The organism is Nocardia sp. NPDC059236 (assembly GCF_042754085.1).
Taxonomy (GTDB): domain Bacteria; phylum Actinomycetota; class Actinomycetes; order Mycobacteriales; family Mycobacteriaceae; genus Nocardia.
On the sequence record NZ_JBHZAF010000014.1, the window covers coordinates 245,780 to 260,638 of the forward strand.

At 72.7% G+C, this 14,859-nt stretch carries 1 pseudogene; it reads right to left on the reverse strand.

Annotated features, from left to right (window positions below):
- Positions 1 to 7 precede the first annotated feature (7 nt).
- Positions 8 to 14,827, reverse strand: a pseudogene (locus tag ACFXIV_RS32170) (amino acid adenylation domain-containing protein); the annotation flags it as partial.
- Positions 14,828 to 14,859: the final 32 nt, after the last annotated feature.

The window sequence follows — 14,859 nt, forward strand, 5'->3', positions numbered from 1 at the left end:
GCGGGCGTCAGCGCCCGTGCTCGGCGAGTCCACCCAGCGCCTGCACCCAGCCCTCCACCAGTTGCTTGACCTGGTCCAGGCCGAGCACCGTGCCCACGAAATCGAAGCGGGCGATCAGGCCGTCCTGGCTGGTGTCGACGGTGACGTCCAGGTACAGGTCGTCGGCGACCGGTTCCGGGTAGACCCGGGCCGGGCGCAGGTCACGGTAGCGGAAGCCGATGCGGCCCACCGGAAGTACGGCGATCTCCGCCTCCGTCTCCGGGTTCAGGTGCCGCAGCAGCCCGAAACCGACTCCCCGCGAGGGTACTTCGCGGGCCCGGTCGCGGATCTGCTCGATCACCGCGCCCGCGGTCGGGCCGCCGGCCCGCACCTCGGCGAGGTCGACGCCGTCCAGGCGCAGCGGGAACGGGTAGGTGGTGCTGAACGCGCCGACCGTCCGCAATCCGGCCGGATCGCCGGGGGTGCGGCCGTCGGCGATCAGCCGCACCACCGAACCCAGTGTGTCGCGCAGGGTTTCGGCACCCGGGTCGAGCAGGGTGGCGGCCAGGGCGGCCAGCAGCACGTCGTCGATGCTGGCGCCGTAGCGGCGCGCCACGCCGTCGACGGCCGCCGCGCCCTCGCCGGTGATGGACACCGAGACCCGGCCGCGGGCGCCGGAATCGGCGTCGCCGAGCACCAGCTCCGGCGACACGCCCTCCGCGACGTCGGCGAGCCGGCCGCGCCACCAGTCCAATTCGTCGATGGTGTCGGCGTCCAGGGCGCGTTCGGCCAGCGCGCGGGCGATGCCGAGCGGGTGGGCGTCCGCGCTGTGCGGGGTGGCGTGACCGCCGGACCAGGAGGCGGTGAGGTCCTCGATGACGGTGCGCCAGGAGGCATCGTCCACGACCAGGCCGTTGGCGACCACGACGAGCACGGCGGCGGGCCGGTCCTGCGGGTCCTCCGCCGGGTCGGTCGCCACGTTCTCCACCAGCACGAAGCGCATGTTGTACCCCTTCTCGGGGTCCAATTCGGCGGCAGCGGCGTGGATCACGGCCTCGATGGGGTCACCGACAGCCTCCAGGTTGGGGTCGATCTGCCAGACCACCGCGGCGCCGCGCGGCTGGGCGGCCGGAATGTCGAGCGCCACCGCGTCGCCATTGCGGCGCAGTCGCGCCCACAGGCCCGGATGCCGGTCCAGCAGTCCGGCGACCGAGCGGCGTACCCGGGTGCCGGAGATGCCCGCGGCGATATCGAGGGTGATGGCCCGGACCCAGACCCCGGACGGCTCCACCTCGAGCAGGCCCATGGCGCCCGCGGGCAGCGGCGAAACCTCGCCCACCGCACTGAGTCTCGGCCCCATGACCGGGTTCTTGACGGCCACGCGCGGCAGCGCGGCCGGTGCGGTCTCCTCGGGTGCGGCCGTCACGTCGTTCTGCGGTGTGACGGCGGCGGCCGGGCTCACCGGCTCGGGCTCGGCAACCGGCCGGAACGCGATATCGGGATCCGGCTCGGACTCCCGGGCCGATTCGGGTTCGGCGGCCTGTTCCGGATCGCGCAGCTTCACCGACCGCTCGAGATCCTCGGGCCGGATCACCGGCAGCACCGCGGTGGTGGCCCAGTCGACCTCGAGCTCCTCGGAATGCCCTGCGGCGGACATGGATTCGTCTGCGGCGGACGCCGGCTCGCCTGGAGCGGACACGGCGTCGTCGCGGGTGCCGGCCACGGGCCGGGCGCGCAGGTCCTCGGCGGCGATGATCCGTACATCCGCGGGGACCGCCGGGGACAGGGCGTCCCGCACCGGTTCGGCGAGGACCAGGTGGGTCACCGCCTCGCGGGTGAGCAGCTCGGTGAGTTCGCCCGGCTCGTAGGCGCGGTGCTGTGCGACCACCAGGGCGGCGGCGGCGCCGAGCGGCAGCAGCGGTTCCAGCGGCGACAGGCTCGACCCGGCCGCCGCGAGATAGATCGCCCGTGCCTCGCCGTGCAGGCCGAAGGACAGCGTCCGGGTGGCGATCGCGTGCAGGTCCGCCTGGGCGAGCACCACCTCGCCGGAGCCGTCGGCCGCGCGATCGACCCAGGCCGCGTCGCCGGGCGCGACCGGTGCGCGGCGGTCCGAGTCGGCGACCGGTGCGGGCGAACGGGATTCGACGTCCGCACCGACGCGCGGATCGTCGACCACGAGCCACTCCCCGCCGGCGGCCAGCGGAGGCAGCGCGGACGTCGCGGCGCTGAGAGTCAGGCCGTGCGTGGTCCGGTGGTCGATCGCACCCGTGTCACCGGTGGCCGGATCCACCGGCAGCACGGTCGCACCGGTTTTGGCGACCGCCCACACCGCGAGGATGAGCGCCACCGAGCGGGGCAGCGCCACGGCCACCCGGGTGCCCGGGCGCGCGCCCTGATCGATGAGAACCCGTGCCAGACGCGAGGATTCGGCGTCGAGCTGAGCGTAGGTGAAGGCACGACCGCGGATGATCACCGCCGCGCCGTCCGGATTCGCCTCGACGGCGGCGGCCATGAGCTCGGGCAGGGTGCCCACCGGCTCGGCGGCAGCGGCGGTATCGCCGGACAGCACAGCCGGTTCGGACCACACAGCCGGTTCGGACCGCACGACAGGTTCGGACACTACGGCCGGTTCGGTGTCGGCGCGATCGATGAGGCCGGCCAGCACCGGGCCGATCACGGCGAGGGCTTCCGCGGTGGTCATCAGCTGGTGGGTGCCGGGCACCGGGTGCTCGCCCACGGTCCCGCTGACGTAGGGCCGCCAGTCGGCGGACGACTTCGCCTGCGGGACACCGGCGCTCAGGAACTCGGCCCGGAACAGCTCGACACGGCCGTCGAAATGCCGCGGCCGGTACTGCGATTCGAGCTCCAGGCTGCGCACCGCGCCGCGGTAGATGCGGCGCAGGCGGTCCAGGGTGAGGACGCCGAGGTCCGGCGGCACCGCGCCGTGCAGCGCGGTGAGCGCCTCCTCGCTCAGGTTCAGCAGGTCGCCGTCGGGGAAGGCTTCGGGGCCGACGCCGATGGTGGCGAACTCGTCCAGGATCGAGGTCCGGAAGTCGGACTTCGACTCCGGGTAGGAGTCCAGGATGGCGACCAGGTCGACCTGCTGTCCGGCGGCCTGCAGCTCGGTGGCGATGGCGTAGGCCAGGATGCCGCCGAGCGAGTAGCCGAGCACCCGGTAGGGACCCTCCGGCTGGATGGCGCGCATTTCGGCGGCGTAGCGGCGGGCCACGTCGGCCAGGTCGGCCGGGTCGTAGTCGGCCTCGGTGAGGGCGGGCGACTGCAGGCCGAGCAGCGGCTGGTCCTCGGGGAGGAACCGCGCCAGCCCGGCGTAGCACCACGACATTCCGGACATGGGCGGGGCACAGAAGATCGGCGTCCGGGTGCCCGTGGCGCGAATCGGCAGCACGACCTGAAGTCCGGCTTCGGAATTCGAGTCGAAGTCGTGTTCGCCCTCGAGCGCGGCCAGGATCTGCGCGGCGAGTCCGGCCACGGTCGGCGCGGTGAAGAACCACGCCACCCGGACCTCGGCGCCGGTCAGCGTGCGCAGGCGGCTCGCCACCTGGGTGGCCAGCAGCGAGTTGCCGCCGAGGGTGAAGAAGTCGTCGTCCGCGCCGACCCGCTCCAGGCCGAGCACGTCGGCGAAGACCTCCGCCACGGTCTGTTCCAGGGCGGTGGCCGGGGCACGGAAGACGGCCGCCTCGAATTCGGGGTCGGGCAGCGCGGCGCGGTCCAGCTTGCCGTTCACGTTCAACGGCAGGGCGTCGAGGACCACGAAGGCGGCCGGGACCATGTACGACGGCAGCGCCGCCGACAGGGCCGACTTCACCTGCGGCACCTCGATATCCGAGCCGGACGGGACCAGGTAGGCGACCAGCCGGTCGCCGGTCTTGGCGTCCTGCTTGGCGAGCACCGCGGTTTGCGCGATCTCCGGCAGTGCCAGCAGCGCCGCCTCGATCTCGCCGAGCTCGATACGGAAACCACGGATCTTCACCTGGAAGTCGGTGCGGCCCCGGTACTCCAGCTCGCCGTTGCCGGACCAGGCGACGAGGTCACCGGTGCGGTACATACGCTCGCCGACGGCGAACGGGTTGGCCACGAAGCGATCCGCGGTCAGGTCCGGACGCCCGAAGTAGCCGCGGGCCAGCTGCGCACCGGCGAGATACAACTCGCCCGGCACCCCGGCGGGCACCGGCCGCAGCCTGGCGTCGAGCACGTAGACGCGGCTGTTCCATTCCGGTGCGCCGATCGGCACCGAGACGCGGTCGGCGGCGGTGACCTCGTGGTTGGTGATCGACACCGCGGCCTCGGTCGGGCCGTACAGGTTGTACAGGCCCACCGCCGGGAAGGCGGTGCGGAACCGCTGCGCGAGCGTCGCGGGCAGCGCCTCGCCGATGGCCAGCACGCGCCGCAGCGCGCCCAGTCCGACGGCCGAATTCGATTCGGCCAGCAGCGCATCCAGCATGGACGGCACCGTGTGCAGCACGGTCACGGCCGTGCGGGCCATGAGCGCATTCAGGTACACGGGGTCGCGGTGGCCGTCGGACTCGGCGATGACCAGGCGGCCGCCCGAGACGGCGGCGGACCAGAATTCCCACACCGACAGGTCGAAGGTGGACGCCGTCTTCAGCAGTACCGCGTCGTCGACACCGAGATCGAATTCCGCTGTCTTCCACTGCAACTGGTTGACGATCGCCGCGTGCGGCACGGCCACGCCCTTGGGCCGGCCGGTCGATCCCGAGGTGAAGATGACGTAGGCGGTGTTCGCCGGCCGCAGTGGCGCGACCCGCTCGGCGTCGGTGATCGGCCCGGCCGGCACCGAATCCGTCGCCAGCTCGTCCATGCGGACCATCGGTGCGAGACCGGTCACGAAGCCGGTCGCGCTCGTGGTGAGGACGCACACCGGCGCGGCCGATTCCAGGATGTGGCCGGTGCGCTCGGCGGGCTGATCCGGATCGACGGGCACGTACGCGCCGCCCGCCGCGGTGACCGCGTACATGGCCACCACCAGGTCGGTCGAGCGCCGCAGGGCCAGCGCCACCCGGGACTCGGGGCCGACGCCCAGCGAGATCAGGTGGCGCGCCAGGCGGTTGACCCGCTGCGCGAGTTCGGCGTAGGTCAGCTCGCCCTCGCCGTCGGCGACCAGGGCGGTCCGCCCGGCGTGGGCGCTCACTGTCCGGTCGAGCAGGGACGCCAGCGTGGCGCGGGTGTCGACCTCGTGCCGGGTGTCGTTCCAGCCCTGCAGGATTCGGGCCCGCTCCGCGGTGGCGAGCAGCTCCACCTCGCCCACGGGGGTGGCCGGTTCGGCCACCACGCTGGTCAGCAGCCGCACGAAACGCTCGGCGAACCCTTCGACGGTGGCCTGGTCGAACAGGGCGGTCGCGTAGGTGAAGTGGCCGAGAATGCCTGCGGGCTCACCGGTTTCGCTGTAGCGGTCCGCGGCGATCAGGTGCAGGTCGAACTGCGACAGCTCGGTGTCGATGTCGAGGCCCGCGACGGTCAGCTCCGGCAGTTCCAGACCGGCCTGGCTGTGGTTCTGGAAGGACAGGCCCACCTGGAACAGCGGGTGCCGGGCGGTGGAGCGCACCGGGTTGAGCACCTCCACCAGGCGCTCGAACGGGACGTCGGCGTGCGCGAAGGCGGCGAGGTCGGTTTCGCGCTGCCGCGCCAGCAGTTCGGTGAAGCTCGCGCCCGCGTCCACCCGGGTGCGGAAGACCAGGGTGTTGACGAACATGCCGATCAGGTCGTCGAGCGCCTCCTCGCCGCGGCCCGCGATCGGGGTGCCGATGGCGATGTCGCCGGTGCCCGAGAGCCGGGCCAGCAGCACGGCCAGCGCGGTGTGCACGACCATGAACAGCGTCGCGCCCTCGGCGCGCGCCAGCTCCACCAGCGCGCGGTGGGCGGCGGCGTCGATATCGAGCTCGACCTTGCCGCCGTGGAAGGACTGCACGGCCGGGCGCGGCCGGTCCGAGGGCAGGTCGAGCTGGTCGGGCAGTCCGGCCAGGGCCTGCTGCCAGTAGCCGATCTGGGCGGCGGCCACCGACTGCGGATCGTGCTCGTCGCCCAGCAGTTCGCGCTGCCAGATGGCGTAGTCGGCGTACTGCACCGGCAGCGGCTGCCAGGCCGGTTCCAGATCCATGGACCGGGCGGCGTAGGCCACCATGAGGTCCCGGGTCAGCGGGGTCACCGACGAGCCGTCGCCGGAGATGTGGTGGATCACCAGGGCCAGCACGTATTCGCCCGGGGCGTCGGTGATCTCGAACAGCGCGATGCGCAGCGGCACCTCGGTGGTGACGTCGAACAGGTGCGAGGCCACGCCGAGCACCGCGTCCGGAACCTCGCCGGAGGCGACGGAGCGGACCTCGAGGACGGGCGTCGCCTGCGCGACCGGAAGCACCACCTGCACGGGGCCGTTGTCGGTCTCGGGGTAAATGGTGCGCAGGATCTCGTGGCGCGCAACCACATCCGCGACGGCCGCGCGCAGCGCAGCCACATCCAGGGCGCCGGTGAGCCGGACCGCGGCGGGGATGTTGTAGGCGGCGGACTCGGTGTCGAAGCGGTTGAGGAACCACATGCGCTGCTGCGCCGGTGACAGCGGAATGCGCTCCGGGCGCGGACCGGCCACCAGGGCGCGGCGGCCGGTGCCGGTGGCCGATTCGAGGGCGGCGGCCAGCGCCGCCACCGACGGCGCGTCGAAGAGGATGCGGACCGGGACGCGAGTATCGAGGGCCGCACCGAGGCGGGCCACCACCTGGGTGGCGACCAGGGAGTTGCCGCCGAGGGCGAAGAAGTCGTCGTCGCGGCCGACCGGGTGGCCGAGGCCGAGGGTCTCGGCGAAGACGGTGGCGACGGTCTGCTCGACCGGGGAGACCGGGGCGCGGAACTCGCGCGCCTCGAATTCCGGTGCGGGCAGCGCCTTCCGGTCCAGCTTGCCGTTGGCGTTGACCGGCATGGCGTCCAGCACCACCAGGGCGGCGGGCACCATGTAGGACGGCAGCCGCCCGGCCAGGTGCGCCTTCAGCGCGACCCGGTCGATGTCGCCGGCGGCGGGCACGAGGTAGGCGGCGAGCATGTCGCCGGTGTTCTCGGCCGAGTGCAGGACCACGACGGCCTGGTCCACCGAGGCGTGCGAGGTGAGGGCGGCCTCGATCTCGCCGAGCTCGATGCGCAGGCCGCGCAGCTTCACCTGGAAGTCGGTGCGGCCCAGGTAGACCAGGTTGCCGTCGGTGTTCCACCGGACCAGGTCGCCGGTGCGGTACAGGCGCTCGCCGCGGCGGAAGGGGCTGGCCACGAAGCGATCCGCGGTCAGGTCGGCGCGGCCGACATAACCACGGGCCAGCTGCGCGCCGGCCAGGTAGAGCTCACCCACCAGGCCGGGGGCGACCGGGTGCAGGCGCGAGTCCAGCACGTAGGCGCGGGCGTTCCAGACCGGGCCGCCGATCGGCACGGCGCCGGAGACGTCGCCGGCGACCGGCGCGTAGGTGGCGTGCACGGTGAATTCGGTGGGGCCGTACAGGTTGTGCAGCTCCGCCGGGCTGATCGCGCGGAAGGCGGCGACCGCGTCGGAGGTGAACGCCTCACCGGCCACCAGCAGCGCCCGCAGCGACGTCAGCAGCGCGGGATCGGCGGCCGCCGAGAAGGCGCGCAGCATGGACGGCACGAACGAGGTGAGGGTGACCCGTTCGGCGGCGATGACATCGGCCAGGTACAGCGGGTCGCGGTGCCCGTCGGGCGTGGCGACGACCATGCGGCCGCCGGTGGCCAAGGGGCCGAACAGTTCCCACACCGACACGTCGAAGGTGGCCGGGGTCTTGAACAGCACGATGTCGTCGCCGTCGAGCGCGTATTCGGCGGTGATCCAGCTGATCTGGTTCACGGCGGCGGCGTGCGGCACGGCCACGCCCTTGGGGCGGCCGGTGGAGCCGGAGGTGAAGATGACGTACGCGGTGTTCTCCGCGCGCAGCGGCGCACGGCGTTCCACGTCGATGACCGGGTGGTCGGCGTATCCCGCGAGGATGGCGGTGTCGACCTCGAGCACCGGGTGCGCGCCCGCGTCGAAGGCGTCGCGGGAGGTGGTGAGCACGCACACCGGTTCGGCGGTGTCGAGCACGTGCGCGATGCGCTCGGCGGGCTGGTCCGGGTCCAGCGGCACGTACGCGCCACCCGCGGCCAGCACGGCGTAGACGGCCGTCACGAAGTCCAGCGAGCGCCGGATGTGCAGGGCCACCAGCGATTCCGGTCCGACGCCCTCGGCGATGAGGCGCCGGGCCAGGCGGTGGACGCGGGCCGAGAACTCGGCGTAGGTGAGCTGCTCGCCCTCATACACCAGGGCGATGGCGTCGGGGGTGCGCAGCGCCTGGGTCTCGAACAGCGACACCAGGGTCGCGGTGGCCGCGCGGGGCAGCCCGGCCGCGACGTCGACGGCGGTGGCGTTCCAGTCCGACAGCACCCGCTGCCGTTCGTCCACGGCCAGCAGGTCGAAATCACCGACGGCCCGCTCCGGGTGGGTGGCCACCGCGACCAGGGTGCGGCGCAGCCGCTCGGCCAGCCGATCCAGGGATTCCGGATCGAACAGGTCGGTGGCGTAGGTGAACGCGGCCGAAATGCCCTGTGCCACACCGTCGGCGGTGGTGCGCTCGACCAGCGTCAGGTCCAGGTCGAACTTGGCGACCGGCACGGTCAGGTCGACGTCGGAGACGGTGACGCCGGGCAGTTCGAACACGGCCGGGGTCATGTTCTGCACGGTCAGCGACACCTGGAACAGCGGGTGCCGGGCCTGCGAGCGCGGCGGATCCAGTAGCTCCACAATGCGTTCGAACGGCGCGTCGGCGTGCTCGAAGGCGGCCAGGTCGGTCTGCCGCACGGCGGCGAGCAGTTCGGCGAAGCTGGCGTTGGGGTCGACCTCGGTGCGCAGCACCAGGGTGTTGACGAACATGCCGATCAGGTTGTCCAGCTCGGCCTCGCCGCGGCCCGCGATGGGCGCGCCGATGGCGATGTCGCGGGTGCCGGACACCCGCGCCAGCAGCACGGCGAAGGCGGCGTGCAGCACCATGAACAGCGTCGTATTGTGCTGCTGCGCAACCCGGTTCAGGGCGCCGTGCACGTGCGGATCGATATCGAAGGCGTGCACCGCGCCGCGCCCGGAGGCCACCACCGGCCGGGGCCGGTCGGTGGGCAGCTCCAGCTGATCGGGCAGTCCGGTCAGGGCGGAGCGCCAGTAGTCGAACTGGCGGGCCAGCAGCGAGCCGGAATCGTGTTCGTCGCCGAGGCTTTCGCGCTGCCACAGCGCGTAGTCGGCGTACTGCACCGGCAGCGGGGTCCAGGACGGTTCCTGCCCCTGCATCCGGCCGAAGTAGGCGGTCATCAGGTCGCGGGTGAGCGGGCCGCCGGAGAAGCCGTCGCCGGCGATGTGGTGGACCACGCAGACCAGCACGTGGTCCTCGGCGTCCAGGCGCAGCAGCCGCAGCCGCAGCGGCGGGGCGGTGGTCACGTCGAAGGGCGCGAAGGCGGCCTCCGAGACCACCTGCGCCACCTCGGCTTCGGTGACCGGGACGACCGGCAGCGACGGCATGGCGTCGGGCTCCTGGACGTCCAGGATCACCTGGTGGCCGACGCCCTCGTGCTCGGGATAGTAGGTGCGCAGCACCTCGTGCCGGGCGACCAGGTCGGCCACGGCGGCGCGCAGCGCGGGCACGTCGAGCGGGCCGGTGACGCGCAGCGCGATCGGCAGGTTGTAGGTGGCGGCATCGGTGTCGAGGCGGTTGAGGAACCACATGCGCTGCTGCGCGTAGGACAGCGGCACCAGCTCCGGCCGCGGCATCGGCCGCAGCGGCGCGACGGCCGAATCGTCCAGTGCACCCAGCGAATTCGCGAGTTCCGCGACGGTGGGCGCCTCGAACAGGGCACGTACCGGCACCCGGGTGCCGACCGCGGCGCCCAGCCGCGCCACCACCCGGGTGGCGTTCAGCGAGTTGCCGCCCAGCTCGAAGAAGTCGTCGTCCGCGCCCACCCGGTCCAGGTGCAGCACGGTCGCGAACACCTCGGCCACCGTGCGCTCGGCGGCGGTGGCGGGCTCGCGGTATTCGCGGGCCTGGAACTGCGGCACCGGCAGTGCCTTGCGGTCCAGCTTGCCGGAGGCGTTGAGCGGCATGGCGTCCAGCCGCACCACGGCGGAGGGCACCATGTAGGACGGCACGGATTCGCGGGTGTGCGAGAGCAGTTCGGCGTCGGTGACCTGCGCGCCGTCCTCGAGCACCACGTACGCGACGAGGCGGTCGCCGCTCGCGCCGCGCACCAGCGACACGGCGGCCCGGTGCACGGCCGGGTGGCCGAGCAGCACGGTCTCGATCTCACCGAGCTCGATGCGCTGGCCGCGCAGCTTGACCTGGAAGTCGCTGCGGCCCAGGTACTCCAGCGCATGCGAGGCGCCGTCGTGGATCCAGCGGACCACGTCACCGGTGCGGTAGAGCCGCTGCCCGTCCTCGTGGGCGACGAAGCGTTCGGCGGTGAGCGCGGGCGCGCCGAGGTAGCCGCGCGCCAATTGCACGCCGGCGACATAGAGTTCACCGGCCGCACCGAAGGGCACCGGCCGCAGCTGCCGATCCAGCACCAGCACCCGGGTATTGGCGACGGGGCTGCCGATCGGCACGGCGACGCCGTGGGTGCGCTCGGCCGGATGCGCGGTGACCACGGTCGCCTCGGCCGGGCCGTACCAGTTCACCAGCTCGGTATCCGGCAGCGCGGCAGCGAATTTCGTGGCGCTCTCCGCCGTGAGGGCCTCACCGGCGGCGAACACCCAGCGCAGCGAGGGGTGCCGCCGGGCCGCGCCGTCGAGGTAGGCGTCGAGCATGGACGGCACGAAATGCACGGAGGTGACGGCGTATTCGTCGATCGTGCGCGCGATGTAGGCCGGGTCGCGGTGCCCGTCCGGTTCGGCCACCACCACGGCCGCGCCGGTCTGCAACGGCCAGAACAGCTCCCAGGTGGAGATGTCGAAGGTGATGGGCGTCTTGTGCAGCACCACGTCGCCCGCGCGGTGCGGGTAGGTGCGCTGGGCCCAGCGGAACTGATTGGCCATCTGCCGGTGCGTGATGACCACGCCCTTGGGGCGGCCGGTGGAGCCGGAGGTGTAGATGACGTAGGCGGCATTGTCCGGGCCCACGCCCGCGGGCGCGACCTCAACGAACGGGTCCGCGCCCGCGAGCGCGTCCACGAAGAAGAGCGGTACGCCGGAGGCGGTTTCGAAGTCGTCGGCCGCGCGGGTGAGCACGCACACCGGCGCGGAACCCGCGAGGACGTACTCGTTGCGCTCGGCCGGGTGATCGGGATCCACCGGCACGTAGGCGCCGCCGGCGCGCAGCACCGCGTAGACGGCGACCACCAGATCGATGCCGCGCCGCATGGCCACGGCCACCCGGGATTCCGCGCCGACACCGCGCAGGGTGAGCTCCTGCGCGAGACGGCGGGAGCGGGCGTCCAGCTCGGCGTAGGTCAGGGTGGTGCGGCCGAAGATCACGGCGGGGGCGTCCGGGGTCCGCGCCACCTGGGCGTCGAACAGGGTGAGCAGCGTCGAATCGTCCAGCAGCTCGGGCACTTCGGTGGCATTGACGGCCGCCAGCTCGCGGCGCTCGCCGTCCAGCAGCGCGTCCACCGCGGCCACCCGCGCCCGCGGGTCGGCGGCGATCCGGGACAGCAGCGCCGAGAGCCGGTGCGCGATGGCCTGGGCCGCGTCCTCCTCGAAGAGGTCGCGCAGGTACTTCACGCCGAAGCCGAGGCCCTTGCCGCGCGGCTGCACCATGACGGTGAGCGGGTAGTGGGTGCCGTTCACCGCGGACGCGCCGAGAATGCCCGCGCCGTCGATGGGCGCGGCGGCGTCGTCGAGGGACTCCTCGTCCACCGGGAAGGAGGCGAACACCACGATGGAGTCGAAAAGCCCGTCGACTCCGGCGATCTCCTGGATCTCGCCCAGCCCGACATAGTGGTGGTCGAGCAGCGCGGCCTGCTCGTCCTGCAGCGCTCGCAGCACCTCGGTGAGCGTGCTGCCCGGGGTCAGCCGCACCCGTACCGGAATGGCGTTGAGGAACAGGCCGATCATGGTCTCGATGCCCGCCAGCTGCGGCGGACGGCCGGACACGGTGGCGCCGAAGACGACATCGTCGCGGTCGGTGCTGCGGCCGATGAGCAGACCCCACGCGGCCTGCACGACGGTATTGAGGGTGACGCCCGCCTCGTGCGCCACCCTGGTGAGCGCGGCGGTGTCGTTCTCGGACAGCTGGAAGGCGACTTCGCCGATGCCCGAGGTGATCTCGCGCGAGGGATCGACGGCCGCGAGCGGCGTCGGCTCGGTGAACCCGTCGAGGGTCTCGCGCCACGCCTCCCGCGCCGCGGCGTGATCGCGCGCGGCCAGCCAGGCCAGGTAGTCACGGTAGGACCGCACCGCCGGGATCTGCGCCGCGTCGCCGCCGGCCGCGTACAGCAGCAGCATGTCCTGGATGAGCAGCGGCATGGACCAGCCGTCGATGAGGATGTGGTGGCTGGTGACGCACACCCGGTAGCGGTCGGCGGCCGTGCGGTACAGCGCCACGCGCAGCAGCGGCCCGGTGCTCATGTCGAAGTGGCGGGCCACGTCGAAGGCCATCAGCCGGTCGGTCTCGGCCAGCGCCTCGGCGGGCACCCGGTCACTGAGATCCAGGTACTGCCAGGGCAGTTCGACCTCGTCGAGAACGACCTGCAGCGGATTGCCCGCGCTGTCCTCGGCGAAGACCACCCGCAGGTTCACGTGCCGGTCCAGCATGGCGCGGGCGGCGGCGTGCACGCGCGCCACGTCGATCTCACCGGCCAGGTCGAGGGCGAACTGGACCATGTAGGCGTCGACGGAGGATTCGGCCAGCCGCGCGTGGAACAGCATGCCGGTCTGCAGCGGGGTGAGCGGCCACACCTCCGACAGGTTCGGGTAGCGCTCGCGCAGCCGCGCCTCGTCGTCGGCGCTCAGCTCGACCAGCGGTCCGGTGGCGAGTTCCTCGGTGGCGGCGGCGGTGTCGACCGGCACCGCGAGTTCGGCCAGCGCGGCCACGGTGCGGGCGGCGAACATCTCCTTGGGCTTGAAGCCCAGACCCCGGGCCCGGGCCCGGGACACGATCTGGATGGCGGTGATGGAATCCACGCCGAGGCTGAAGAAGTCGTCGTCGAGGCCGACCCGGTCCAGGCGTAGCACCTCGGCGATGACCTCGGCCACCGCCTGCTGCGCCGCCGTCTCCGGGGCCCGGTACTCGGTGACCTCGAGCTCCGGCTCCGGCAGCGCGCGGCGGTCCAGCTTGCCCGCGGGCGTCAACGGGATGGTGTCGAGGACGATGATGGCGGCCGGCACCATGTGCGCGGGCAGCGTCCGCTCGGCCAGCTCCGAGAGCACCGCGGTGTCCATCGAGAAGCCCGGGGCCGCATGCACATACGAGACCAGCGCGGTGGCGCGGCCGTTCACCTCGTGACCGACGGTGACCGCGAAGTCGACCGACTCGTGCCCGGCGAGCACCGCGTCGATCTCACCCAGCTCGATGCGCAGGCCGCGGATCTTCACCTGGAAGTCGTTGCGGCCCACATACTCCAGCTCACCGGCGGCATTGGCGCGCACCAGGTCACCGGTGCGGTAGAGCCGGGCGCCCGCGCCCCCGTCGAACGGGTTCGCGACGAAGCGGGCCGCGGTCAGTTCCGGCCGCGCGTGATATCCGCGCGCCAGCAGCGCACCGGCGATGTACAGCTCGCCCGGGGTGCCGACCGGCACCGGCCGGAGCCATTCGTCCAGCACGTACGCGCCGGCGCCGCGAATGGGGGCGCCGATGGTCACCGGCCGGTCCGGGGACAGCGGATCGGAGATATTGGTCGCGATGGTCGCCTCGGTCGGGCCGTAGGCATTGTGGAAGCGGCGGCGACCGGACGGGTCGCCGGACCAGCGGCGCACCAGCTCGGCCGAAATGGCCTCGCCGCCACCGACGATGGCCTCCATGGTGGTGAGCTGATCCGGGTCCAGCGAGGCCAGCACCGACGGCGTGATCAGGCCGTGGGTGACCCGCTCCCGGGCGATCAGGCGGCCCAGTTCGTCACCGCCGTACACCTCGGGCACCGCGACCACCATGGTCGCGGCCGCGCCGATGGCCATCAGCAGTTCCATGATCGAGGCGTCGAAGGACGGGGTGGCGACCTGCAGCACCCGCGACTCCGGCCCGATGCCGAAGCGTTCGCGCATCTCCGCGGTCAGCGCGGCCAGACCGGTGTGGGTGACCACGACGCCCTTGGGCAGGCCCGTCGACCCCGAGGTGTAGATGGCGTAGGCCGGATGTTCGGCCCGCAGCGGGCGCGCCCGGTCGGCATTGGTGACCGGTTCGGCCGGATAGCCCTGGGCGGCGGCCGCGATCTCCTCGGTGTCCAGTTCCAGCCAGGGCAGCGTGGTCGGCAGGCTCGAGCGGGTGTCGGCCACGGTCAGGCCCAGCACCGCCCGCGAGTCCGAGATCATGTGCCGCACGCGGTCGGCCGGATAGTTGGGGTCCACGGGGACGAAGCCCGCGCCGGTCTTGGCGACCGCCCACACCGCCACCACCGACTCCAGCGAGCGGCGGATACCGACCGCGACCAGATCCTCCGGGCCGATGCCGCGGGTGATGAGCAGGCGTGCCAGCCGGTTCGAACGCTCGTCGAGTTCGGCGTAGCTCAGCGCGGCCAGGCCGCGGTCGGCGTCGGCGACCGTGACGGCGAGGCCGCCCGGATTGGCCTCGACCGCGGTCGCCAGCAGCTGCGGCAGTGTCGGAATGTGGGGTCCACGACGGGTCCGGGTGGGACGTACGCGAGCCGTGCGGGTCATGCCGCCACCGCCACGAGCTCGATCTTCCGGTC